Source organism: Pseudomonas sp. S3_G06 (genome assembly GCF_054667565.1).
The window spans coordinates 3520986-3545685 of sequence record NZ_CP162738.1; the positions used below are offsets into that span (position 1 = coordinate 3520986).

Consider the following 24700-nt stretch of genomic DNA (forward strand, 5'->3'; position numbering starts at 1 on the left):
GCCCGCTCGCAAAAACGAGCCCTTGATACCGCAAAAAATCATTAACAGAGGCACAACGTTGGCGGGCGCGCACGCGCCCGCCAATCATCAGATCTTGTTGAACAGACCCAACTGACTGATCTTGCTGAACGCCAGTTGCGCGGCTTGCAGCATGGTCTGTTGCAGGGTCAGACGGGTCATGACTTCAGCCGGATCGGAATCACGGATCGAACCCTGGGTCGTGCTGTTGGCCGTGGTCAGGCTGTCGTTGGTGATGGCCTGCATGTCCAAGGCCTGGCCGCGCGCACCAATGGTGGTGACTGCGGTGCCGATCTGATTGGCGGCAGCGTCGATGTTGCCGAGGCCCGCCTCCATCGCGCCCTGCAATTTCTGCTTGGCAACCGGATCGCCATCGACCGGCGTGTTCAGTGCAGTGATCATCTGGCCCAGGGTGTCGAGCACGTTCTGGGTCTGGTGATTGTTCGGCTGGATCGAGAACTGATCACCCGCAGCCGGCGTGTTGCCCAGAGCGAAAGTCACCCCGGCAGCAGTCGCGTTACCGCCGGCCACCGTGCCCGACGAAACCGGCTTGCTGTCGGCCGTCACTGGCGCGGCATAAAGATCGAACGCAGTAGCGCTGGTGAACTTGAGCACTGCGCCGCCCTGCGGAAACGCTGCGGTGTAGGCCGCCTGATCGGTGATGGTCGAACCGGTGATAACGCTGGTCGACGGGTTACCCGGATTACGCGTGGTGGTGAACGAGTCCGGCGAAGCCGACAGCTGGAAGCTGTGCCCTGCGATAACGGCGTCGGGATTGGTATCGCCGGCCTTCAGGTTGACGTTCAGCTTGAGGTCGACGCCACGGAAGCTGACGGTCTGGTTGGCGCCGCTGCTGTTGCTGATCAAGCCATTCTGGCTCGCTTCGGCGGTCACATCGTTGCCCAGCGCATCGGTGATCTTCAGCTGGGTGCTGCTGACGAAATCGATGGTGTACGGCTGCCCGGCAGTGAACTTGGCGTCGTAGGTAGCGGCAGTGCCGACGGTGCCGTTGGACAGCACGACACGGCCGTCATCCACGGCTGGAGCAGTCATCTTGGTGTTGGTGCGGCCGGTGTTGATGGTCTGCTGGAACGCGTCCCAACCGGTGGTGTTGGTACCCACGGTCATGCCGTCGCCGATGCCCAGATCGATGGTGGTCTGGTCGCCGTTGTAGCTGAATGTGCCGTCAGAATTCTTCGAGTACGGCGCGGTATCGGTTTTCGAACCGGAGAACAGGTAGTTGCCGTTGGCATCCTTGGCGTTCATCAGGCCCAGCACTTGTTGCTGGATCTCGCCCATCTCCGAGGCGTACGCCTGGCGGTCCTTGTCGGTGATCGTGCCGTTGTTCGCGGCCAGCGCAAGTTCCTTGGCACGGGCCAACGCCGTGGTGATCGAATCCAGCGTGGACTCCTGCACGTTCAACGCACTTTTGGTGGTGTTGACGTTGGTCTTGTACTGATCGAGCATCGCTGCCTGCTGGCCCAATTGCAGCAAGCGCCCGGCACCGATCGGATCATCGGCGGCGGTGTTGATGCGTTGCAGGCTGCTCGCCTCGCTCGCGGTGGCGACAGCCTTGTTGAAGTTACGCTGATAATCCGAAGCTTGCGTTCCGTAATACTGGGCGGTGGAAATGCGCATGAATTACGACTCCTTAAAGGCTGTTGATCAGCGTGGCGAAAGTTTCCTGCGCAGCTTTGATGATCTGCGAAGACGCTGTGTAGTACTGCTGGTACTTGACCAGGTTGCCGGTTTCTTCGTCCAGGTTGACCCCGGAAAGCGAATCGCGGGCACCCTTGGCGTTGTCCAGAATCGCCGTGGTCGCGGCGCTGTCGGACTTGCCTTGGGCGGTCTTGGTACCGACGTTGGTCACCAGGGTGTTATAGGCGTCAGTCAGGCTGATGCCCTTGCTCGCCGAACCGGTGTCCACGGTCTGTTTGGTTTGCAATGCGACCAGTGCCTGGGCGTTGCGGTTGTCCGAAGACGCCGCGCCGGTCAGGTTCATGGTGAAGGTCTCGCCGGATTTCGGCGTGCCGCCCACGGTGGTCTGCACGGTGAAAGTCTTCTGCACGTTCGGCGTGACGGTAGTGTCCATCACCGGGTTGCCGCTGGCGTCAACGATGCCGACTTTCAGGTTCAGCGTGTTCGACTGGCCGGGCACGATGGTGCCGGTGCCGATGGTCGCGCCCTTGGCGTCGACCAGATTGTACGACTGGCTGCCGCCGCTGGCTGCGCCGAACACCAGTTTGACCGGCGTCGAATTCTTCAACGCTGCCTGCATGTCAGCCTGGGCGGTCGGGTTGTAGATGTCGATCTTGTCGCTGAGCGTCGGCTGGGTGTAAGTGCCCAGACCGTTGGCACTGGCGACGCCGGTCAGCGGACCTGCCGCAGCGATTTTCTTCGGATCGGTCAGGACCGTCTGAATGCTCGCCGCCGCGTTGCGGGTCGGCGTGATTTTGAACGAGTCACCCGCGCTCAGCGCGCCGCCATTCAAGGCCAGGGTGAAACCGTCGATCACTGGCGGCGGATTGGTCGTGGTGCTGAATGCGCCCAGATCGGTGCCGTCGGAACGCTTGACGGTGTAATCGGTGGCGCTGGTGAAGGTCACCTGATAGTCGCTGGTGGTCAGCTTGCCGGTGTCCTTGATGGTCACATCGAGGTTGCCCGAACCGGCGCTGTTGCCGTCCTTCGCAATGCTGCGCTGACTGATCAGCGCGGCACTGTTGATGTTGTTGAAAATCGCCGCGCCGAAGTCACCGTTCTTGTCGATGCCCTGGGCTTGCTGGCTGTTGATCTGATCGGCAATCACCAGAGCGACGCGACCGAGCTCGTTGAGCGACGGGTCGAGGACTTCCTTGCGATAGGTCAGCAGACCGCCGATTTCGCCGCCACTGATCACCGAAGTGATGTCGATGGTGCTCGAACCGCGATCCATCTGGATCGACATGCGCGACGGGTCGGTCTTGCTCGCGACCATGCTCAGGCTGTTGGTGGTGTTGCCGATGACCAGCGGCTGACCGCTGCCGACATAAATGTCGAAGCTGGTGCCGCGCTCGACGACCTGGGCACCGGTCAGTTCGGAGAGCTGACGCACGGCTTCGTTACGGCTGTCGAGCAGGTCATTCGGCGCCCCGCCACTGGTGGAGATTTCGCCGATCTTCTGGTTGAGATTGGCGATCGCCGTGGCGAGCTTGTTCACCTGGGCGGTCATGTCGCCGAGGCTGCCGTTGATCGTGGTGTTCTGATCGTTGAGCTGCTTGGCCAGGGTATTGAAACGGCTGGTCAGCGCCTGCGCACCGGTCAGCACCGACTGACGCGAAGTGTCATCGGTGGCCGACGTCGATACGCCCTGCATCGAGGTGAAGAATTTCTGCAGCACACCGGTCAGGCCGGTGTTGGTGTCCGACAGCATGGCGTCCAGCGGCGTCGCCTGCTTGAGGAACGCGGCCGATTCGCTGTCCAGCGAAGTCGCGGTGTGCAGCTGCGATTCCAGGTACGAGTTGTACACCCGGCGCACGTCGGCCAGGGTCGTGCCCGTGCCGATGAAAACGCTGCCGTACTGCTGCGAGGACTTGGTGCCCTGCACGGTTTGCTGACGTGAATAACCGGCGGTGTCGACGTTGGCAATGTTGTTGCCTGTCGTAGCCAGAGAGGACTGGCTGGCCGACAGTCCCGACATCCCGATATTGAGCAAACTCATGGTTCAGACCTTATTACCTGGTGCCTTATAAAGGCGTGGTGGAGACACCCGCCGCAGCGTAGTTTTCAAAACTGTTCATCTGCTTGGCAATTTGCGAAATCTTCGTCGCGTAGTTCGGGTCGGTGGCGTAACCGGCCTTCTGCAACTCGCGTACAAACTGTTCTGGGTTATCGGCCGACTTCAGCACTTCTTGATAGCGATTGTTGCTCTGCAGCAACGTCACCAGATCGTGGAAGCTGTCCTTGTACGAGGCGTAGGAACGGAACTCGGCCGTCTCCTTGACCATCGCGCCATTGCGGAACTCGCTGGTGATCGCGCGGGCCGAATCGCCCTTCCAGTTGCTGCTCGCCTTGATGCCGAACAGGTTGTGGCTGCTGCTGCCATCCTGAGCGCGCATGACCGATTTGCCCCAACCGGTTTCCAGTGCCGCTTGCGCCACCAGATAACGCGGATCGACGCCGATGCGGTCGGCGGCTTCCTTGGCCATCGGCAGCATGGTGTTGACGAATTCGTCGGCGGAACTGAAGGCCTTCTTCGCCGGTGCCAGCGGAATCTGCGCCATGGCGCGGCCATAGACCTGCATCTGCCCGCCAGCAGCTTTCTGCTCTTCGGCACGGGCCAGCCAGTCGCCGTTGTACAACGCGCCGGAGCCTGTGACGGCGGTGGTCGTGGCCCGTTGCGGCAAGGCGTTGGTCGCTGCCGCCGCAGTGCTGGCAGTGGCCACGCTCGGCGCCGACGGCACCAGACCAGCGAGCAAGCGATCGGCCAGTTTCGGCGGCAATGCCAGACGCCGCTGGTTGATCAGCGCCATGTCGTTGCGATGGGAAATATCGGTGTTGTTCGGCGCATGCACCGAGCGCGATGCCCACAACGGACGCTCGCCGTTGACGCGGGACAGCGGACCGGTGGCGACGGTGCCGGCGGCAATCGGCGTCGGCACGGCGGCGGCCTTGGCCAGCGCTTCCTGCTGCTTGGCGGCGGACGCGGCCGCAGCCTCGCCCGGCGCCATCGGTTTGTTCTTCGACATCTGGCGGATCAGCACGTCGGCCAGGCCGATACCACCGCCCTCCCGCGACATGGAAACCGCCAGCTGCTGGTCGTACATTTCCTGATACTGCTTGGCCGCCGGCGTGTTCAGCGGGTTGTCCTGACCAAGCGCTTCGGTGGCCGAGCGCATCGACTTGAGCATTTCGCCGAGGAACAGCGACTCGAATTCCTGCGCCACCTTGCGCATGTTCTCGTCGCTGTTCTTGTCGCCGACCTTGAGCTGATTCAGACGATTGAGGTCGGAGTAGGAACCCGAATCGCTGCTGCTGACCAGACCGCTTTTGCGCATATCCATGGTGGCCGGCCTCAGATCACGATCAGGTCGGCTTGCAATGCGCCGGCCTGCTTCAGAGCTTCGAGAATCGCCATCAGGTCACCCGGTGCTGCGCCGACCTGGTTTACCGCACGGACGATCTCGTCGAGGGTGGTGCCCGGGCCGAACTTGAACATCGGTTTGGCTTCCTGTTCGGCATTCACTCGCGAGCGCGGCACGACGGCGGTCTGGCCGTTGGACAGCGGGCCCGGCTGGCTGACGATCGGGTCTTCGGTGATGGTCACGGTCAGGCTGCCGTGGGTCACGGCGGCTGGCGACACTTTCACGTTCTGGCCGATGACGATGGTGCCGGTGCGCGAGTTGATGATGACTTTCGCCACCGCCTGCCCCGGATCGATTTCGAGGTTTTCCAGGATCGACAGGTAGTCGACGCGCTGGCTCGGATCCAGTGGCGCAGTGACCCGCACCGATCCGCCGTCGATGGCTTGGGCGACGCCAGGGCCGAGCATGTCGTTGACCTTGTCGACGATACGCTTGGCGGTGGTGAAGTCGGAGCGGTTGAGGTTCAGCGTCAGGCTGTTGCCCTGGTTGAAACCGCTCGGCACCGCACGTTCCACCGACGCACCGCCCGGAATGCGACCGGCCGACGGAACGTTGACGGTAATCTTCGAACCATCGCGGCCTTCAGCGTCGAAACCGCCAACCACGAGGTTGCCCTGAGCGATCGCATAGACGTTGCCGTCGATACCCTTGAGCGGCGTCAGCAGCAAGGTGCCGCCACGCAGGCTCTTGGAGTTACCGATCGAGGACACGGTGATGTCGACCTGCTGACCCGGTTTGGCAAACGCTGGCAGATCGGCGCTCACCGACACCGCCGCGACGTTCTTCAACTGCACGTTGCCCGATCCCGGCGGCACCTTGATGCCGAACTGCGAGAGCATGTTGTTGAAGGTCTGCAGGGTGAACGGGGTCTGCGTCGTCTGGTCACCGGTGCCGTTAAGCCCGACCACCAGGCCGTAACCGATCAACTGGTTGGAGCGCACGCCGGAAATGCTGGCGATGTCTTTCAGCCGCTCGGCGTGTGCGGTGAACGCCGCAGACATCAACAACGCGGCCACCATAAGGCTTTTCAGATTCAACGTAGCCACCTAGAAAGGGAACAGCGGGCTGAGGAAGAAACGGTCGAACCAGCCTGGCTGACTCGTATCGGCAAACGCGCCGGTACCCGAGTAGGTGATGCGCGCATCGGCGACACGGGTCGACGACACGGTGTTGTCGGTCGCGATGTCGTCGGCGCGGACCATGCCGGCGATGCGCACCAGTTCGTCACCGGTGTTGAGCGTCAGCCACTTCTCGCCACGCACGGCGATGATGCCGTTGGGCAGCACGTCGGCGACGGTCACGGTGATGGAGCCGGTCAGGCTGTTGCTCTGCCCGGACTTGGCGTCGCCCTTGGTCGAACGGTCGGCGCTGTAGCCGGCGTTGAGGCTCAGGTCACCGCCACCAATCGGGTTGTTGGTGGTCAGGCTGGAGCCGAACAACGAGGTCAGGCCGATCGAGTTATCGCTGTTCTTGTCCATCTGCGAGTTGGCGTTCTTGCTTGCCTGGGTGCGCTCGTTCAGGGTGATGGTGATGATGTCACCGACCCGGAACGCCTTGCGGTCGCTGTACAGGTTCTGCTCGAAGCCGGCCTGATAGATCGAGCCGTTGTTGGCCGCCGCCGGCAACGGTGTGCGCGGCAACACCGGGGCGTAGTAAGGGTCATTGGGCTTGGGCGTCGGGGCGACGCAGCCCGCGAGCGAGACGACCCCACTCAATGCCAGAACAGATACAAAGCGCTTCATGACCCTACCTCACGGTGTTGCTGGCGACCTCAGGCCGCCCCAAAGACTGGATTACAGATTCTGCGTTACGAACGAGAGCATCTGGTCGGCGGTGGAGATCACCTTGGAGTTCATCTCGTAGGCGCGTTGAGTGGTGATCATGTTGACCATCTCTTCAACGGTGCTGACGTTCGAGGTTTCCAGGGTGTTCTGCAGCGTGGTACCGAAACCGTTCAGGCCCGGGGTGCCGATCTGTGGCGCGCCGGAAGCCGCGGTTTCCAGGAACAGGTTGTTGCCCACGGCTTGCAGGCCGGCCGGGTTGATGAAGTCGGCGGTCTGCAGGTTGCCGATCACTTGCGAGGCCGGGTTGCCGGCGATGGTGATCGACACGGTGCCGTCACGGCCGACGGTGAAGGTCTGCGCATCGTTCGGGATGATGATCGCCGGCTCCAGCGCGAAACCGCTGGCGTTGACGATCTGGCCATTGGAGTCGAGGTGGAAAGTACCGTCACGGGTGTAGGACGTGGTGCCGTCCGGCTGCAGGATCTGGAAGAAACCGCGACCGTCGATGGCCATGTCCAGCGGCTGCTCAGTGGTTTGCAGGCTGCCGGCGGTGAAGTTTTTCTGGGTGCCGACAATGCGCACACCGGTACCCACTTGCAGACCCGACGGCAGTTCGCTGTCCTGGGTCGACTGGGCGCCTGGCTGACGCTTGATCTGATAGAGCAGATCCTGGAACTCGGCACGGTCACGTTTGAAACCCGTGGTCGAAACGTTCGCCAGGTTGTTGGAAATGGTGGTCAGGTTGGTGTCCTGGGCGGACAGACCGGTTTTGGCAACCCATAGAGCCGGAAGCATTCGATTCTCCTCGTGCGCCTGTTTTACGGCGCGACGTTCTGATAATTAGCTGATCTGCAAGACCCGAGCCATGGCCTGGTCGTCGTCTTTGGCGGTGTTCATCATCTTGACGTGCAACTCGAACTGCTTGGCCAGGGCCAGCACCGAAGTCATTTCTTCCACGGCATTGACGTTGCTCGACTCGAGGAAACCCGAGACCAGTTTGACGTTGGCGTCGGCTTGCGCCGGCTGGCCGTCCTTGGTGTAAATCGAACCGTCGAGGCCTTTGTTCATGTTCTTGATGTCCGGGTTGACCAGTTTGATCCGGTCGACTTCGGCCATGACGCGGGGGCCTTCGCCCATTGCGCGAATGCTGATGGTGCCGTCTTCGCCGACTTCGACCTGCTGCTCGGGCGGCACGGCGATCGGGCCGCCGTTACCGATCACCGGCATGCCGTTGCCGGCGCGCAATACGCCGAGGGCGTCGATGTTGAGGCTGCCGGTGCGCACGTAGCTTTCGCCGCCGCCGGGGTTTTGCACGGCGATGAAACCGTTGCCGGATACCGCGACGTCGAGTTCACGCCCGGTCTGCACCAGCGAGCCCGGCGTGAAGTCGGTGGCGGGACGTTCGCTCATGGCAAACGCGCGCGCCGGAAAGCTGTCACCGAACACCGGCATCGAACGCGCCTGCTCGAGGTCGCGCTGGAAGCCGTTGGTGGAGATGTTCGCCAGGTTGTTGGCATGCGCCCGCTGCGCCAGTGCGTTCTGGCTGGCGCCGGTCATTGCCACATAAAGGTACTTGTCCACTGTGTTTCCTCTGCATGCCGGACGTTTGCCGCCCACCGCTGTACTGCTCAGCCATAAGCAATTTGCAGACCAACTTTTTATTGGCGGGCGAAGGCCCGGCAAACAGGGGACTTGAGGGGATCGGAGGGGGAATCTGAAATGGGTCGAAGACGAAAAACCGGCGGTATCATGCCGGTTAGTGGCAATCCTGAGTTCGGCGGGGGATGGAGATCCTGTGGCGAGGGGATTTATCCCCGTTCGGCTGCGCAGCAGTCGCCAAGCCTGCAAATGAGGTCGCAGTGAAGGAAAAGCGGGGCCGCTGCGCAGCCCAACGGGGATAAATCCCCTCGCCACAAAGGCTCTACTTAGCTTTCGGAGGTTTTGCCAACCTCATACTCACGCAACTTGTTGGCAATCGTCGTGTGCGAAACACCGAGCCGCTTGCCCAACTGCCGACTGCTGGGATGCTCGGAATACAACCGCTCCAGCACCGCTTTCTCGAAACGCCCGACGATCTCGTCCAGACTTCCGTCGAGGGAGAAATCGCCAAGCGGCTGACGCACGCCGTAATCCGGCAGGCGAATATGTTCGGCCTTGACCGTGCCGCCGTCGCACAGGGAAACCGCCTGGAACAGCACGTTTTCCAACTGCCGCACGTTGCCCGGCCAGTGGTAATGGCTGAGGCGATCCATTGCCGCCGGGGCCAGTTTCGGCAGCGGACAACCGATCTGCCGGCTGGCCTGGTCGAGAAAGTGTTCAACCAGCGGCGTCAGACCGTCGAGGCATTCGCGCAGCGGCGGAATATGCAGCGACAGCACGTTCAAGCGGTGATAGAGATCCTGGCGAAACTCGCCGCGCGCGCACAATTCGGACAAGTCCACCTGCGTCGCGCAGATCACCCGCACGTCCAGATACACCTCTTCATCACTGCCGACGCGACGGAAGCAACCGTCCTGAAGAAAGCGCAGCAGCTTGACCTGCAAACGCGGGCTCATCTCGCCGACGCCATCGAGAAACAGCGTGCCGCCAGCGGTCAACTCCAACAGGCCAAGCTTGCCCTCAGCGCGAGCGCCTTCGAAAGCGCCGGGGCCGTAGCCGAACAGTTCGGTCTCGGCCATCGACTCCGGCAGTCCGGCGCAGTTGAGCGCCATCAACGGTGACTGTCCGCGCGGGCTGGCGAGGTGACAGGCGCGCGCCAGCAGTTCCTTGCCAGTGCCGGTTTCGCCTTCTATTAATAGCGGCGCATCCAGCGGCGCCATGCGCCGCGCTTCGCGGACCACAGCGGCCATGACTTTCGAGCTTTGAAAGATGCTGTCGAACCCGCGCAGCTCTTGCTTGCGCACATTGTAGATTCGCTCGCCGACCCGATCGGCGCGGTGCAGCGTCAGTACGGCGCCGGCCATGGCCTCGCTGTCGTCGTGTTCCGATTGCAGCGGCGCGATGTCGGCGAGAAAGATGTCGCCCTTGACCTTGACCCGCATGCCGTTGATCCGCGATTTGTTGGCGCGCACCAGTTCCGGCAGGTCGAAATCCTCGGCGTAGCGCGACAGCGGAATCCCCGGCACTTCATCGACGCGCACCCCGAGCAACTGCGCCGCCGCGCGGTTGGCCGCAACGATCGAGCCGCCCATGTCGATCGACAGCACCGGAAACTCCAGTGCGCCGAGCAGTGCGTTCAATTCCATGTGCCGGCGTTCACTGGGCATCAGCCCGACGCGCTTGACCCCGAACACCCCGCCGATCGCCTCGAACTTGGGGCGCAACGCCTGGAACTGGATGTTGATCAGGTTCGGGCAGTGCAGGTAGATCGCGTTGCCATGCTCACCGCCAACTTCACCGCGGGCAACGTTGATACCGTACGCCACCAGCAGATTGAGAATGTCGCGCAGGATGCCGATGCGGTTCTGGCAGTGGACTTTGATGCGCATAGAAAAAGGCCCGACAGGTTTGAGAAGTAAACACATGTCCTTGTGGGAGCGAGCCTGCTCGCGAAGGCGCCAGCACATCCAGAATCGATGTGTCATACAGACCGCTTTCGCGAGCAGGCTCGCTCCCACAGGGTTTTGTGGCGCGCCCGAGGCAGAGTTTTCTGTCGAGGCACGCAGATAGTTGTCAAGATTATGTGACAGCCCCTGCCCTTTTCAAACCCGCCAATCACCGTAAATGCGCATTACCCGACAAAGCGTAACGATAACTTTACGAAATACGCAGAATTTTCCTACGCACACACCGGTCAACATGCTGCACGCCCTGTCACTCTGGGGTATTCCTTTAGCCATCGCTGGACATAACAAAAACGAATTTCCTAGCAGGAGAGCAGCATGAAGCAGACGCAATACGTGGCTCGCGAGCCCGATGCGCAAGGTTTTATCGACTACCCCGCCGAAGAACATGCGGTGTGGAACACGCTGATCACTCGCCAGTTGAAGGTGATTGAAGGTCGCGCGTGCCAGGAGTACCTGGACGGTATCGAAAAACTCGGTCTGCCCCACGACCGCATCCCGCAACTGGCCGAGATCAATAAAGTCCTCGGCGAGACCACTGGCTGGCAAGTTGCCCGGGTGCCAGCGCTGATTCCTTTCCAGACCTTTTTCGAGTTGCTTGCCAGCAAGCAATTCCCCGTCGCCACCTTCATTCGTACCCGCGAAGAACTCGACTACCTGCAAGAGCCGGACATCTTTCACGAGATCTTCGGCCACTGCCCGCTGCTGACCAACCCGTACTTCGCTGAATTCACCCACACCTACGGCAAGCTCGGCCTGCAAGCGACCAAGGAAGAGCGCGTGTATCTGGCGCGGCTGTACTGGATGACCATCGAATTCGGTCTGGTCGACACCCCGCAGGGCAAGCGCATCTACGGTGGCGGGATTCTGTCCTCGCCGAAAGAAACCGTTTATTGCCTGTCGGACGAGCCCGAGCATCAGATTTTCGATCCGCTGGAAGCCATGCGCACGCCGTATCGCATCGACATTCTGCAACCGCTGTACTTCGTCCTGCCCAATCTCAAGCGCCTGTTCGATGTGGCCCATGAAGACATCATGGCCATGGTCCGTCAGGGCATGCAGTTGGGCTTGCACGCGCCGAAATTTCCGCCGAAACCAAAGCCGCCTGAACCGCGACTTTTGCTGACAATTGCGTCTGTCCGTGGCCGCCACTTTGCTTTAGCGTGACGGCATTGGCGGCACACGCGCTTTAATAAAAAACACACTCGTTTTCAGGAATACACCATGTCGACTTTGAACCAAGCCCACTGCGAAGCCTGCCGCGCCGATGCGCCACAAGTCAGCGACGAGGAACTGCCGATCCTGATCAAGCAGATCCCTGACTGGAACATCGAAGTACGCGACGGCATCATGCAGCTGGAAAAAGTTTTCCTGTTCAAGAACTTCAAGCATGCGCTGGCCTTCACCAACGCCGTGGGCGAGATCTCCGAGGCCGAAGGTCACCACCCGGGCCTGCTGACCGAGTGGGGCAAAGTCACCGTGACCTGGTGGAGCCATTCGATCAAAGGCCTGCACCGCAACGACTTCATCATGGCTGCGCGCACTGACGAAGTGGCGAAGACCGCAGAAGGACGCAAGTAATGCACTTCAACGCCATCGGCCGGGTCCCCGGCGACCCCATCCTTGGCTTGATGGAGGCCTATGCGCAGGATGCCAATCCGCGCAAGTTCGACCTCGGCGTTGGCGTCTACAAGGACGCCCAGGGCCTGACGCCAATCCCGGAAGCGGTGAAAATCGCCGAAGCGCGGCTGGTCGAAAGCCAGGACACCAAGACCTACATCGGTGGCCACGGCAATCCGCTGTTCGGCAAGGTCATCAATGAGCTGGTACTCGGTGCCGACTCGCAACTGATCACCGAACAACGCGCCGGCGCCACCCAGACCCCGGGCGGCACCGGCGCCCTGCGCCTGGCCGCCGACTTCATCGCCCAATGCCTGCCGGGCAAAGGCGTGTGGTTGAGCAACCCGACCTGGCCGATCCACGAAACCATTTTCGCCGCCGCCAAGGTCAAGGTCAGCCACTACCCTTATGTGGGCAGTGACAATCGCCTCGACGTTGAAGCAATGCTCGCCGTGCTCAAGGAAGTGCCGAAGGGCGACGTGGTGCTGCTGCATGCGTGCTGCCACAACCCGACCGGTTTCGACCTGAGCCATGACGACTGGAAGCGCGTGCTTGAAGTGGTGCGCAGCCGCGATCTGCTGCCGCTGATCGACTTCGCTTACCAGGGTTTTGGTGATGGTCTGGAGCAGGACGCCTGGTCGACCCGGTTGTTCGCGGCGCAACTGCCAGAGCTGCTGATCACCAGTTCCTGCTCGAAGAACTTCGGTCTGTATCGAGACCGTACCGGTGCGCTGATCGTCTGCGCGACCAGCGCCGACAAGCTCATCGACATCCGCAGCCAACTGGCCAACATCGCCCGCAATCTGTGGTCGACGCCGCCGGATCACGGCGCGGCGGTGGTCGCGACCATCCTCGCCGATCCAGAGCTGAAAGCGCGCTGGGCCGATGAAGTGGAAGCGATGCGTCTGCGGATCGCCCAGCTGCGCAGCGGTCTGGTCGAGGCGCTGGAACCGCATGGTCTACGCGAGCGTTTCGCGCACATCGGCGTGCAACGCGGGATGTTCTCCTACACCGGCCTGTCGCCGGAACAGGTGAAGAACCTGCGCGAGCAGCACAGCGTGTACATGGTCAGCTCGGGCCGGGCGAACGTTGCCGGGATCGACGCCACCCGCCTCGCATTGCTCGCGGACGCCATCGCTGACGCCTGCAAATAGTTTTTGCAGTACACAACCCGGTCGGAGCGGGCCCTTGTGGCGAGGGGATTTATCCCCGCCCGGCTGCGCAGCAGTCGTACACCGTTGCTCGCGGAGTGTCAGACATTCCGCGAATGCAGGGTCTGGGGCCGCTTCGCAGCCCAGCGGGGATAAATCCCCTCACCACAGGGCCCGTTCCCACATTTAGTTTTCGGTTGATCTCGCGCCCTGCGGCCATCTGTCGCATTAATTTGAATTAAAAGTCTGATTGTCATTTTTCCTGCTGTATCCTGCGCAGGCTTTGTAAAGCGCGGAGCACCTGATCTATCAACAGACTTAGCGAGGAGCGCACCCATGCACGAGATTCCCAATCTCCCCTTCCCAAGCCTGCACGTACCTGAGCAGACGACCCCGCAACACGCCGGTGCTGAAAAGCCCGAGCCGCAAGAAGCCGCTGACAGCCGCAAAGCCGACAGCGAAGAGTAAGACCCGCCGTACAGACCGTGTGGAAAGCGCTAACATGCGCTTTCCACACTGCCTGAAACCCGAGCCCGCCATGACCGATGAATTCTCCGAAAGCCAAGCTGCCGTGCTGATCGGCGCCACCGAGAAAATGATCGAGATCTGGAATCGCCTCTCGCCCGAGAAACAGGCTGCCCTGCTCGAGCGTTTCGGCAGCGAAGAAAACGCCCTCGCCGCCCTCGTCACCACGCAACTGGTCGCTCCGGCAAAATCCTGAAAGCGCCACCCGGCAAATAGTTTTACTTTTCCCCGCCCTTGAGCGGTTCACGCCGGTATCATGAGCAGCCTATCTAATCTGCTGCTCCCGTGGATCGTTACCCATGTCGTCTATACCCGAGCCCCAGCGTCCGCTGACGGTTACGCTGCAAGTAGTCTCCATCGTCCTTTTCACCTTCATCGGTTACCTGAACATCGGCATCCCGCTGGCCGTGCTGCCGGGCTACGTCCACAGTGACCTGGGTTTCGGTGCGGTGATCGCCGGGCTGGTGATCAGCGTGCAATATCTCGCCACCCTGCTCAGCCGCCCGTACGCGGGCAAGATCATCGACAACCAGGGCAGCAAACGCGCGGTGATGATCGGCCTCGCCGGCTGTGGCTTGAGCGGTGTGTTCATGCTGATTTCCGCGTGGACGCCGAACCTGCCGCTGCTGAGCCTGATCAGCCTGCTGATCGGCCGCCTGGTGTTGGGCAGTGCGGAAAGCCTGGTCGGCTCGGGCTCGATTGGCTGGGGCATTGGTCGGGTTGGCGCGGCGAATACGGCGAAAGTGATTTCCTGGAACGGCATCGCCAGTTACGGCGCCCTGGCGATCGGCGCGCCGTTCGGTGTCTGGCTGGTGAGCCGGCTGGGGCTGTGGAGCATGGGCGTGAGCATCATCCTCCTCGCTTTGCTCGGTCTGGCGCTGGCATGGCCGAAGACCGCCGCGCCGATCGTCGCCGGTGAACGCCTGCCGTTCATGCATGTGCTGGGCAAAGTCTTCCCTCACGGCTGCGGACTGGCGCTGGGTTCGATCGGCTTCGGCACCATCGCCACGTTCATTACCCTGTATTACGCGACCCAGCACTGGGACAACGCCGTGCTGTGCCTGAGCCTGTTCGGCGCCAGCTTCATCGGCGCGCGGCTGCTGTTCGGCAATCTGATCAACCGCCTCGGCGGCTTCCGCGTGGCGATTGCCTGCCTGTCGGTGGAAACGTTGGGTTTGTTGTTGCTGTGGATCGCACCGGATGCACATTGGGCATTGGCCGGTGCGGCGCTGAGCGGTTTCGGCTTCTCGCTGGTGTTCCCGGCGCTGGGCGTGGAGGCGGTGAATCTGGTGCCGGCCTCGAGCCGTGGCGCCGCGGTCGGTGCCTATTCACTGTTCATTGATTTGTCGCTGGGGATCACCGGGCCGCTGGCCGGGGCGATCGCAGCAGGATTCGGTTTTGCTTCGATCTTTCTGTTCGCAGCCTTCGCGGCGTTGAGCGGACTTGGCTTGAGTGTCTATCTGTATAGGCACACGGCAAAATACCGCGAGGCTTAAAAATCCACTTTGCCGCGCCCGGCCTTGATGCTGCCGCGCTTGGTTTTCGACTCCAGCCGACGCTTCTTCGAACCGAGGGTCGGCTTGGTCGGGCGGCGTTTCTTTTCCACTTTGGTGGCGCTGAGAATCAGCTCGACCAGCCGCTCCAGCGCATCGGCGCGGTTGGCTTCCTGGGTGCGATATTGCTGCGCCTTGATGATCAGCACACCGTCGCTGGTGATACGGCTGTCACGCAGCGCCAGCAGGCGTTCCTTGTAGAACTCCGGCAATGACGAGTTGGGAATGTCGAAGCGCAAGTGCATGGCGCTGGAGACCTTGTTGACGTTCTGCCCACCGGCGCCTTGCGCGCGGATGGCGGTCAATTCGATCTCGGCATCCGGCAGATGCACGTTGTTGGAAATCACCAGCATGGAAAAGCGTCCGTAATCAGAGCGTGCAGGATAACCTGATTCACTCAACCTCTGTGGGAGCGAGCCTGCTCGCGAAGGCGGTGTGTCAGTCGATGCAGATGTTTCTGATGGACCGCTTTCGCGAGCAGGCTCGCTCCCACAGGGTTCGGTGTGATGCCAGATTTTTCCATTTCAAAACAGCAAACCCGGCACTTCAGACTGTGTGAAAACCTAGCAATCTGCGCAGCGCTCAAAGAATATGCTCCGTATCGAAAGATACGGAGCATTTTTCGTTATGGCCTACATCCAGGGACAGTCCCGCAGCCAGACCAGCCTGTTTCCGGTCTCGCTGGAAGAGTTGATCCCCGAGGATCACCTCGTTCGCGTTATCGATCTTTACGTCGCCAAGCTGGATCTGGTTCGACTGGGCTTTGATAAAGCACTTCCCAAAAGCACCGGCCGTCCCTCTTACGATCCAGCGGATCAGCTCAAACTCTACCTCTACGGCTATTTCCAGCGGATTCGCTCATCACGACGGCTCGAAGCCGAGTGCCAGCGCAACGTCGAAGTGATGTGGCTGATCAATCGACTCAAGCCTGATTTCAAGACCATCGCCGATTTCCGTAAAGACAACAAAGCCGCTTTTATCGCGACGTGCCGGGCCTTCGTGCAGTTTTGCCGCACAGCGGGGCTGATAACCGGCGAGCTGGTGGCCATTGATGGCAGCAAATTTCAGGCGGTCGCCTCTTCACGGCGTCATATGAATTTGAAGCGGCTCCAACATCAAGAGCAGAAGCTGGAGAAGCGCATCGCCCACTATTTGGCAGAGCTGGACGAGGCAGATAAAACCGAAGCCGGCGAGAAGATTGACCGCAATGCAATCAAGGCGACTTGGCGCAACTTGAAGTCAGGCATTCCAATAACTTGACGTGCCAGGCGCTGATGAAATCCATGGAGCTTGAGCAATTCAATACCCACGAAAGCGACGCGCGAATGCTGCGAACGCACAAAGGGCCTCGGGTCGGGTACAACGTGCAGACAGCCGTGGACGCTGAAAACTGCATGATCGTGCATCATGAAGTGACTCAGGACAGCGATGATCGCAAGCAACTTGAACCGATGGCCAAGGCCGCCAAGGAACAACTTTCGCAGGATGAACTGACGGTCACCGCGGATGCGGGCTATTCCAATGGCAAGCAGTTCCAGGCATGTGAGGATGAGAACATCACGGCTTATGTGCCTGTGGCGCGATCACTCAACTCCTGCGGCAAGGAACAGATATTTTTCGATCGAACAGCATTTGCCTACGATGCGTCGCAAGATCGATATCAATGCCCTGCCGGAAAATGGCTGATCTTTAAGCAGATCAGCAATAAAGGCCGGATCTACCAAGCGAAGGTCAGCGACTGCGCAAGCTGCACGATTAAAGCGAAGTGCACCGACGCCAAACGCCGATACATCTCGCGCCATCTGCACGAACAGGCTTTCGAGCGAATGGAGCAGCGAATGCAGGCGCATCCCGAAATGATGGTCAGCCGACGATCCATCGTCGAACATCCCTTCGGCAACCTTAAACAGTGGTTATTTGGTAACGCTCGCTTCTTGCTGCGACAGCTTGAAGGCGCGAGAGCTGAAATGGCCTTGGCGGTGAACGCCTACAACCTGAAAAGAGCAATTAACGTGTTGGGCGTGCGCCAGATGATGGCGCTGATGGGCTGAAACGCCTTTTTTCGTCTGCTGTGAGCACAAAAGCAAACGCCCCGAACAAGTCGGGGCGTTTGCTGGAACCACCATCAGTGCGTTTTCACACAGTCTGACTTGGCCGGGTTTGCTGTTTCTGCTTGAGCGGTTACTTGGCGATCACTGGCAGCGCCTGCTGGGCACTGCGCTTGTTCTTGATCAGGTAGCAGACCCACATGAACACCACCCACACCGGAATCGCGTACACCGAGATCTGAATCCCCGGGATCAGCAGCATCACGCCGAGGATGAACACCACGAACGCCAGGCAGACGAAGTTGCCGTACGGATACCACAGCGCTTTGAACAATGGCGTCTGTCTGGTCTGGTTCATGTGCTGGCGGAACTTGAAGTGCGAGTAGCTGATCATCGCCCAGTTGATTACCAGCGTCGCAACCACCAGCGACATCAGCAGTTCCAGCGCGTGCTGCGGGATCAGGTAGTTGAGCAGCACGGCAACCAGCGTCACTGCCGCCGAAGCCAGAATCGAACGCACCGGCACGCCGCGCTTGTCGATCTTCGCCAGAGCTTTTGGCGCATCGCCCTGCTCGGCCATGCCCAGCAGCATGCGGCTGTTGCAGTAGGTGCCGCTGTTGTATACCGACAGCGCAGCGGTCAGCACGACGAAGTTGAGGATGTGCGCGGCGGTATTGCTGCCGAGCATCGAGAACACTTGTACGAACGGGCTGCCGCTGTAGGAATCGCCGGACGCGTTGAGGGTTTCCAGCAGGCTGTCCCACGGGGTCAGCGACAGCAGGATCACCAGTGCGCCAATGTAGAAAATCAGGATGCGGTAGATCACCTGGTTGATCGCTTTCGGGATCACGGTTTTCGGCTTGTCGGCTTCAGCGGCGGTGAAACCGAGCATTTCCAGACCGCCGAAGGAGAACATGATGATCGCCATGGCCATCACCAGACCGCTCACCCCGTTGGGAAAGAAACCGCCGTGGGACCACAGGTTGCTCACCGAGGCTTGCGGGCCGCCATGGCCGCTGACCAGCAGGTAGCTGCCCAGCGCGATCATGCCAACGATGGCCACAACCTTGATGATCGCAAACCAGAATTCGGCTTCACCAAAGACTTTGACGTTGGCCAGGTTGATCGCGTTGATCAGCACAAAGAATGCGGCAGCGGAGACCCAGGTCGGGATATCCGGCGCCCAGTAATGGATGTACTTGCCGACCGCTGTCAGCTCGGACATGCCCACCAGAATGTACAGAATCCAGCAGTTCCAGCCCGAGAGGAAACCGGCGAAACCGCCCCAGTATTTGTGCGCGAAATGACTGAAGGAACCGGCCACCGGCTCTTCGACGATCATTTCGCCGAGCTGGCGCATGATCATGAAGGCGATGAAGCCGCAGATGGCGTAGCCGAGGATCATCGACGGGCCGGCGGATTTCAGGACCCCGGCAGAACCGAGGAACAATCCGGTACCGATCGCGCCACCGAGGGCGATCAGTTGAATATGGCGATTTTTCAGGCCGCGCTTTAGCTCGCCTGATTGCGAGGGTTGTCCACTCATGAAAAAGGTCTCACGCAAGGTTTGATGATGTTCAGTAGACGTTGCTGCAAGGTTGCGATTTCAGGCAGCCCCGATCAAACCCCAGCGCAGGCACCAGGAGTTCAGCTCATTTACAACGGTCATGCGTCACCTGTTTGTTTTTATCTGTGACGAAATCGAACCCGGCACGCTTGTGGCGCGGCGGAGTGAACAAGGCGGATAGCCTCGAGATTTTTGCGATTACGCAGAGGGTCACAGTTAAAACGCGGCGCATTGTACACCGCTAACCCCCTGCTGCCAGACCCGCCTGATCAGCGTGTCGGTTGCCGGGATTGCATGTGTCCGCCTCGACAGTCTCGAGCGGCTGCAAAATGTGAGTCAGGCCTTTGCAGGCCATCGACGGGGACGAGGAGAAAACCGTCCCACGGGGAGAAGTGGAAATCAGTCGCGGCGTACATTGCGCCTCCTTCTTGTTATTCGCCTGCACGACAGGCATGGGGCGCATCACACCCTGCCTGAAGGCTGGAAACAAGCGCGCCAGAGCCCTGCGTGGCGCACGCTGCGTCGGGTTACGGAAGCTTTTCCTTACAACGGATGGCGAGACGGGAAATCACAGCGTTGGCGGGCCAATATCGTCAGGTTTTCTTTACAAGGCGTAACGAATATTTTCCGAATCAGAAATTTCCGAAGGACGTCTGCATATTGACGGTAGCTAGCTTGCTATCAATTTCACCGACCTAGTTTTTTGTTTTCAAATAAGAAAATTCATCCCGAAAAACAGAACAAAAAGTCTATTTAAAAATTAAATGGATAAATTTTTGCATTCACAAAAACGCTCAACTAGGTTCTTCACGTCTCACCGGCCACCTCGACCGGTCAGTCATAAACCGTGAAATTCTCTAGGAGATCGACCATGCAAGCACTGGAAAAAGACTTGGATACCGAACTGCAACTGGACGAATGGTTTGAAGCGCCAACCCATGAGGCCGCTGTGGAAATGATGCAAGCCGACGCGGTGGTTCCGTTCGGCACGGCGATGTGGCCTTTGTAAGACATCCCGGGCAGGCACGGTCCGGCCGGTCGTGCCTGCCGCTTCATTCCCCGGTCAGTCAGGGAGGATTCATGGACAAGCCCCGCGCCATCTCGCATTTCCTTTACTACCTCGAACATCACCCAGCCCTCGCCGGCCTCGACTCGGCGAAGGTCATGCTCGGCCATACCGCCGACTACGAAGCCCTGACCGGCGCCATTGCCGAACAGGCCGGCGAGCATCCGCGCTTTCAGTTCAGCGCCCGGCGCCTGGACCTGGAAAGCACCGCAGCGCTGTCCGAGGCAATTGCCGACAGCGATCTGTACATTTTCTTCTACGACTCTTCCACCCTGCCCAACCCACGCCCCGATGGCCCGGAGTTCGTCCGCGCGCTGCAAGCGGTCATGGCGGAAAACTGGAAGAAGTCGCTGCTGTTCAAGGATTACGGCGATTACTTCTACGACACCTTCAGCATCACCCCGCAACGCATCGCCGGGCTCAACAGTCACCTGATCCAGCGCATGTCCCAGGCGACCACGCTGAGTTTCAAGGACGATCACGGCTCATGGTTCGAAACACCGATGAGCAGCATCAAGAAGTGGACCGACATCAATGGCGTCGGCAACTTCGACCTCGCCCCCGGCGAAATCGCCACCCATAGCGAAGCCATCAATGGCCATGTGAAATTCAAGGGCACCTTCCTCAGCACCATCCCGTTCGCGCGTAAGTACGGCGTGCTGGAATCGCCGCTGGAGCTGTGGATCGAGAATTCGACCATCAGCCGCATTGCCACCGACGTGCCGGGGCTGGAACATGATTTCAACAAGTACCTGGATGCCAACCCGTCGAACCGGCGAATTGAGGAGTTGGGGATTGGCACCAATGAAGGCGTCAAGGATCTGTATGCGCGTAATGCCGGGTTTGAGGAGCGGCATTGTGGGCTGCATCTCGGACTGGGCGGTGGCGCCAAGGGCAGTCATCACCTGGATCTGATCTTTTCTGGCGGGGTGTTGGCGCTGGATGACAAACCAGTCTTCGACGGACGATTCGTGTTTTAAGCGACTGGCCCCTTCGCGAGCAGGCTCGCTCCCACAGGGAAATTATGTAAGCCGCAGATGATCGTTCCCACGCAGAGCGTGGGAACGATCGGTGTCAGCACAGATTTTCGTCCAGACAAAAAAAACGCCAACCCTGAGGTTGGCGTTTTTGCTTCAGCTTGTAGCTTGTAGCTTGTAGCTTGTAGCTTGCAGCTAGTAACTCACAGCTGCCTTATTCCGGTTTCTTGCGTCCAAAACCCGGGCGCTGACCGGAACCGGCCGGTGCGCCGCGACGCTTGCCCGAGGGCTTGTCGCCGTCGACCAGTTTGATCCCCGGACGCTTCGGCGCCGGTTTGGCCGGGCGCTTGTTGCTGGTGTCGGCTGGACGATCCGCCACTGGCGTACCGCGACCGGCCGGTGCACGACCTTCGCCACGCTCGGTACGGCCATTAGCCGGACGCGGTGCGCGCTCGCCGTCACGGGCAACCGGCTTGCGACCTGGGCGCTCGCCTTCGATCTGCGGCTCGCGGCCCGGGCGTGGCCCGGTGGGTGCGCCAGCGGCTGGACGCAGGGTACGCACGCGCTCGGTCTTGGCCATCGGCCGCGACGATTTGCGCTGCATGCGTTCGAGCTTGTCCTTGCTCTTGGCGTTCAGCTGCGGCATTGCCACCGGGGTCAGGCCGACTTCGGCGCTGAGCACGTCGACTTCGTACTGGCTCATTTCGCGCCAGCGGCCCATCGGCAGGTCGGAGTTGAGGAACACCGGACCGAAACGCACGCGCTTCAGACGGCTGACCACCAGGCCCTGCGATTCCCACAGACGACGCACTTCACGGTTGCGCCCTTCCATGACCACGCAGTGGTACCAGTGGTTGAAGCCTTCACCGCCCGGCGCCTGTTGAATGTCGGTGAAACGCGCCGGACCGTCTTCCAGCACCACGCCAGCCTTGAGCCGTTCGATCATCTCGTCGTCGACTTCACCGCGTACACGCACGGCGTACTCGCGGTCCATCTCGTAGGACGGGTGCATCAAGCGGTTGGCCAGCTCACCGTCAGTGGTGAACATCAGCAGACCGGTGGTGTTGATGTCGAGACGGCCGATGTTGATCCAGCGGCCCTCTTTCGGACGCGGCAGCTTGTCGAACACGGTCGGACGGCCTTCCGGGTCGTCACGGGTGCAGATTTCGCCGTCAGGCTTGTTGTACATGATCACGCGGCGCACCGATTCGGCGGCCTCTTCGCGTTTGATCACCTTGCCATCGATGGTAATGGCGTCATGCATGTCGACGCGCAGGCCGAGGGTGGCGTCTTTGCCATTGACCTTGATCCGGCCCTGGCTGATCCAGGATTCCACGTCACGGCGCGAGCCGACGCCGATACGGGCGAGGACCTTCTGCAGTTTTTCGCCTGCTGGGCCGATTTCCTGGTCGTCTTTCTGATTGATGTCACTCATCTGGGCACCTCCCGGTGTGGTCTGTTCAGGCGGCGCCTGAAGCATTGAAAACTGGGTCCAGGCCGAAGGGATCGGCGAAGGGTCGCGAATCATACGCGGATGTGCGCCATCGCGCATCAGAGACTAGCTGATCGATTGCCGGTTATTTCTTTTTCCGCCGACCGGCACCACCGAGTTTGATCAGACGCAGCGCGGCTTCCGCCAGCACGGTGCGTTTGTCGTCCTTGTCGAGTTTCTTCCAGGCCTTGATCTCGCGCTTGCTGCGACCGCAACCCAGGCAGATGTCGTCGGAGAATTTGCACAGGCTGATGCAGGGGTCTTTGGTTGAGCTCATCGCAATCTCCAGAACGACATTTCACCCTGTGGGAGCGAGCCTGCTCGCGAAGGCGCAGTGTCATTCAGTATCGATGTATCTGACACACCGCCTTCGCGAGCAGGCTCGCTCCCACAAGGGTCTACATTGGTTTCTCAATAGGCGTCATTCTTCGAACTCGCGCCGTTCGGCTTCGATTGCCTCAGCCAGCGCGCGGGCTTCGGCTTCTTCTTCGCTGAGTTCCGGTTCCGGCTGTTCGAGGGCGGCGACAGCGGCCAGGAGCTTCTCGCGGGCCTCGGCGACGCCGAGAATATCTTCTTCCGGTTCGGCGTCGGGCGCGGCTTCAAGTTCGACTTCAACTTCAACAACCGGCGCGGTGATCTCAGGCTCGGGCACCGGTGCTTCGCCATCCGCCGCATCGCGCAGCAAGTCGTCGAAGTCGGTCTTGATGCCCTCTTCCATGCTGTCCAGCTCCAGCAACAGGGAATGGAAACTGGTTTCTTCCTTTTCCTCCTCCGGCTCGGCGCTGGCGTCGGCCAGTTCTTGCAGACTCTGCGGCACCGGCACGTCGTCGAAGTCGAGCACCGGTTCGGCTTCCATTTCGCGCAGTTCGGCCAGCGGCGGCAGGTCTTCGAGGTTTTTCAGGTTGAAGTGGTCGAGAAACGCCTTGGTCGTGGCGAACATCGCCGGTTTGCCCGGCACGTCGCGATAGCCGACGACGCGAATCCACTCACGCTCAAGCAAGGTCTTGACGATGTTGCTGTTCACCGCCACACCACGCACATCTTCGATTTCGCCACGAGTGATCGGCTGGCGATAGGCGATCAATGCGATGGTCTCCAGCAAGGCACGGGAATAGCGCTGCGGGCGCTCTTCCCAGAGTCGGCCGACCCACGGCGAGAACTTCTCGCGGATCTGCAAGCGATAGCCCGACGAGACTTCTTTTAGCTCAAAGGCACGGCCCTCGCAGGACTTGCCAAGCAGGGTCAGGGCTTTCTTGAAGACCGCCGGCTCCGGCCGCTCGCCTTCTTCGAACAGTTCAAACAGGCGCTCAAGGGATTGCGGCTTTCCCGAGGCCAACAGAAAGGCTTCAAGCAGGGGCGCCAGCTCGCGGGGTTCAGTCAGGTTCATACAGGGACTCGTTATTCGGCTCGGGCTCGCACGTGGATCGCGGCGAACGGCTCATTCTGCACCAGCTCGACCAAGGATTCCTTGACCAGTTCAAGGATCGCCATAAAAGTCACCACCACACCCAGGCGGCCTTCTTCAGCGGTGAACAGCTCGACAAACGGCACAAAACCGCCGCCCTTGAGCCGCTCCAGCACATCACTCATGCGCTCGCGGGTGGACAGCGCTTCACGGCTGACCTGGTGGCTTTCAAACATGTCGCCACGGCGCAGGACTTCGGCCATACACATCAGAATCTCTTCCAGCGCGACGTCGGGCAACAGCTTGCGCGCCCGCGCTTCCGGGGCGTCGAGCTTGGGCACGATCACATCGCGACCGACCCGGCTCAGACCATCAATACCTTCGGCAGCTGCCTTGAAGCGCTCGTATTCCTGCAAGCGGCGGATCAGTTCAGCGCGCGGGTCGTCTTCTTCATCTTCAACGGTTTCGGCGCGCGGCAGAAGCATGCGCGATTTGATCTCGGCAAGCATCGCCGCCATCACCAGATATTCGGCGGCCAGCTCCAGACGCACCGATTGCATCAACTCGACGTAGCCCATGTACTGGCGGGTGATTTCCGCCACCGGGATGTCGAGGATATTGATGTTCTGTTTGCGAATCAGGTACAGCAGCAGGTCGAGCGGGCCTTCGAAGGCTTCAAGAAAGACTTCCAGCGCATCCGGCGGGATGTACAGGTCCAGCGGCATTTCCATGACCGCCTGACCATAGACCATGGCGAACGGCAGTTCCTGCTGGGCGCCGGCTTGGGGATCGACCACGGTTTCCACTGCGG

General features: G+C 60.5%; 22 protein-coding genes and 1 pseudogene. 9 read left to right on the forward strand and 14 right to left on the reverse strand.

Features of this window, described 5'->3' with window-relative positions:
* Nucleotides 1–87: 87 nt before the first annotated feature.
* From AB4N47_RS15740 to AB4N47_RS15775, 8 genes are all read right to left on the reverse strand, one after another.
* Nucleotides 88–1656 (reverse strand): flagellar hook-associated protein 3, encoded by a 1569-nt coding sequence (locus AB4N47_RS15740; RefSeq protein WP_341638768.1) that lies wholly within the window; start codon nucleotides 1654–1656, stop codon nucleotides 88–90.
* Nucleotides 1657–1669: 13 nt separating this feature from the next.
* The gene (gene flgK / locus AB4N47_RS15745; protein WP_341638767.1) at nucleotides 1670–3715 is read right to left on the reverse strand and encodes a flagellar hook-associated protein FlgK; all 2046 of its coding nucleotides are present in this window, start codon (nucleotides 3713–3715) and stop codon (nucleotides 1670–1672) included.
* A gap of 25 nt (nucleotides 3716–3740) precedes the next feature.
* Nucleotides 3741–5057 carry a flagellar assembly peptidoglycan hydrolase FlgJ gene (gene flgJ, locus AB4N47_RS15750; protein ID WP_341638766.1) on the reverse strand — a complete coding sequence of 439 codons (1317 nt, stop codon included), beginning with the start codon at nucleotides 5055–5057 and terminating at the stop codon, nucleotides 3741–3743.
* A gap of 11 nt (nucleotides 5058–5068) precedes the next feature.
* A complete protein-coding gene (locus AB4N47_RS15755) occupies nucleotides 5069–6157 on the reverse strand; it encodes a flagellar basal body P-ring protein FlgI (RefSeq protein WP_024012083.1) in 1089 nt (362 codons plus the stop codon).
* Nucleotides 6158–6184: 27 nt separating this feature from the next.
* Entirely contained in the window at nucleotides 6185–6880 is a 696-nt protein-coding gene (flgH, locus tag AB4N47_RS15760; RefSeq protein ID WP_016771110.1) for a flagellar basal body L-ring protein FlgH, read from the reverse strand.
* A 51-nt stretch (nucleotides 6881–6931) separates the two neighbouring features.
* Entirely contained in the window at nucleotides 6932–7717 is a 786-nt protein-coding gene (gene flgG / locus AB4N47_RS15765; protein ID WP_016771111.1) for a flagellar basal-body rod protein FlgG, read from the reverse strand.
* 45 nt (nucleotides 7718–7762) lie between these two features.
* The gene (locus tag AB4N47_RS15770) at nucleotides 7763–8503 is read right to left on the reverse strand and encodes a flagellar basal body rod protein FlgF (protein ID WP_042607504.1); all 741 of its coding nucleotides are present in this window, start codon (nucleotides 8501–8503) and stop codon (nucleotides 7763–7765) included.
* 344 nt (nucleotides 8504–8847) lie between these two features.
* A complete protein-coding gene (locus AB4N47_RS15775; RefSeq protein ID WP_016771113.1) occupies nucleotides 8848–10410 on the reverse strand; it encodes a sigma-54-dependent phenylalanine hydroxylase transcriptional regulator PhhR in 1563 nt (520 codons plus the stop codon).
* 393 nt (nucleotides 10411–10803) lie between these two features.
* Here AB4N47_RS15775 and phhA point away from each other — a divergent pair, with 393 nt between their 5' ends.
* The 6 genes from phhA (at nucleotide 10804) to AB4N47_RS15805 (ending at nucleotide 15277) form a co-directional block, all read left to right on the forward strand.
* On the forward strand, nucleotides 10804–11652 hold the full coding sequence (gene phhA / locus AB4N47_RS15780) for a phenylalanine 4-monooxygenase (protein WP_460154271.1): 849 nt from the start codon (nucleotides 10804–10806) through the stop codon (nucleotides 11650–11652).
* Nucleotides 11653–11709: 57 nt separating this feature from the next.
* Nucleotides 11710–12066: a 4a-hydroxytetrahydrobiopterin dehydratase gene (locus tag AB4N47_RS15785; protein ID WP_016771115.1), complete on the forward strand. Its 357-nt coding sequence runs from the start codon at nucleotides 11710–11712 to the stop codon at nucleotides 12064–12066.
* On the forward strand, nucleotides 12066–13259 hold the full coding sequence (locus tag AB4N47_RS15790) for an amino acid aminotransferase (protein ID WP_341638765.1): 1194 nt from the start codon (nucleotides 12066–12068) through the stop codon (nucleotides 13257–13259). The genes AB4N47_RS15785 and AB4N47_RS15790 overlap by 1 nt, the downstream gene beginning before the upstream one ends.
* Nucleotides 13260–13592: 333 nt before the next feature.
* Nucleotides 13593–13724 (forward strand): hypothetical protein, encoded by a 132-nt coding sequence (locus AB4N47_RS15795; protein WP_016771117.1) that lies wholly within the window; start codon nucleotides 13593–13595, stop codon nucleotides 13722–13724.
* 70 nt (nucleotides 13725–13794) lie between these two features.
* Nucleotides 13795–13977 (forward strand): hypothetical protein, encoded by a 183-nt coding sequence (locus AB4N47_RS15800; protein ID WP_039761215.1) that lies wholly within the window; start codon nucleotides 13795–13797, stop codon nucleotides 13975–13977.
* A 112-nt stretch (nucleotides 13978–14089) separates the two neighbouring features.
* Nucleotides 14090–15277 carry an MFS transporter gene (locus AB4N47_RS15805; protein ID WP_236168115.1) on the forward strand — a complete coding sequence of 396 codons (1188 nt, stop codon included), beginning with the start codon at nucleotides 14090–14092 and terminating at the stop codon, nucleotides 15275–15277.
* Here AB4N47_RS15805 and arfB read toward each other — a convergent pair.
* Nucleotides 15274–15687, reverse strand: a complete 414-nt coding sequence (gene arfB / locus AB4N47_RS15810) for an alternative ribosome rescue aminoacyl-tRNA hydrolase ArfB (protein ID WP_016771119.1) — start codon at nucleotides 15685–15687, stop codon at nucleotides 15274–15276. The two genes, AB4N47_RS15805 and arfB, sit on opposite strands and share 4 nt — an antisense overlap.
* Nucleotides 15688–15961: 274 nt before the next feature.
* On the opposite strand from arfB, the pseudogene AB4N47_RS15815 reads away from it, so the two are divergent.
* Nucleotides 15962–17385 (forward strand): annotated as a pseudogene (locus tag AB4N47_RS15815) (IS1182 family transposase).
* Nucleotides 17386–17515: 130 nt separating this feature from the next.
* On the opposite strand, the gene AB4N47_RS15820 reads toward AB4N47_RS15815, so the two are convergent.
* Complete coding sequence (locus AB4N47_RS15820; protein WP_252868992.1) at nucleotides 17516–18928, reverse strand: amino acid permease; 1413 nt, start codon at nucleotides 18926–18928, stop codon at nucleotides 17516–17518.
* Nucleotides 18929–19820: 892 nt separating this feature from the next.
* Between AB4N47_RS15820 and AB4N47_RS15825 the strand changes: the two genes are divergently transcribed.
* Both AB4N47_RS15825 and AB4N47_RS15830 read left to right on the forward strand, forming a co-directional pair.
* Nucleotides 19821–19958: a hypothetical protein gene (locus AB4N47_RS15825; RefSeq protein ID WP_003222780.1), complete on the forward strand. Its 138-nt coding sequence runs from the start codon at nucleotides 19821–19823 to the stop codon at nucleotides 19956–19958.
* Between the two features lie 71 nt (nucleotides 19959–20029).
* A complete protein-coding gene (locus AB4N47_RS15830; RefSeq protein WP_024012077.1) occupies nucleotides 20030–20995 on the forward strand; it encodes a M29 family metallopeptidase in 966 nt (321 codons plus the stop codon).
* Between the two features lie 211 nt (nucleotides 20996–21206).
* Here AB4N47_RS15830 and rluB read toward each other — a convergent pair whose 3' ends face one another.
* From rluB to AB4N47_RS15850, 4 genes are all read right to left on the reverse strand, one after another.
* The gene (rluB, locus tag AB4N47_RS15835; protein WP_341638764.1) at nucleotides 21207–22427 is read right to left on the reverse strand and encodes a 23S rRNA pseudouridine(2605) synthase RluB; all 1221 of its coding nucleotides are present in this window, start codon (nucleotides 22425–22427) and stop codon (nucleotides 21207–21209) included.
* A gap of 142 nt (nucleotides 22428–22569) precedes the next feature.
* The gene (locus AB4N47_RS15840) at nucleotides 22570–22761 is read right to left on the reverse strand and encodes a DUF1289 domain-containing protein (protein ID WP_016771121.1); all 192 of its coding nucleotides are present in this window, start codon (nucleotides 22759–22761) and stop codon (nucleotides 22570–22572) included.
* A gap of 144 nt (nucleotides 22762–22905) precedes the next feature.
* Complete coding sequence (gene scpB / locus AB4N47_RS15845) at nucleotides 22906–23871, reverse strand: SMC-Scp complex subunit ScpB (RefSeq protein WP_341638763.1); 966 nt, start codon at nucleotides 23869–23871, stop codon at nucleotides 22906–22908.
* An 11-nt stretch (nucleotides 23872–23882) separates the two neighbouring features.
* On the reverse strand, nucleotides 23883–24581 hold the full coding sequence (locus tag AB4N47_RS15850; RefSeq protein ID WP_172828192.1) for a segregation and condensation protein A: 699 nt from the start codon (nucleotides 24579–24581) through the stop codon (nucleotides 23883–23885).
* Nucleotides 24582–24700: the final 119 nt, after the last annotated feature.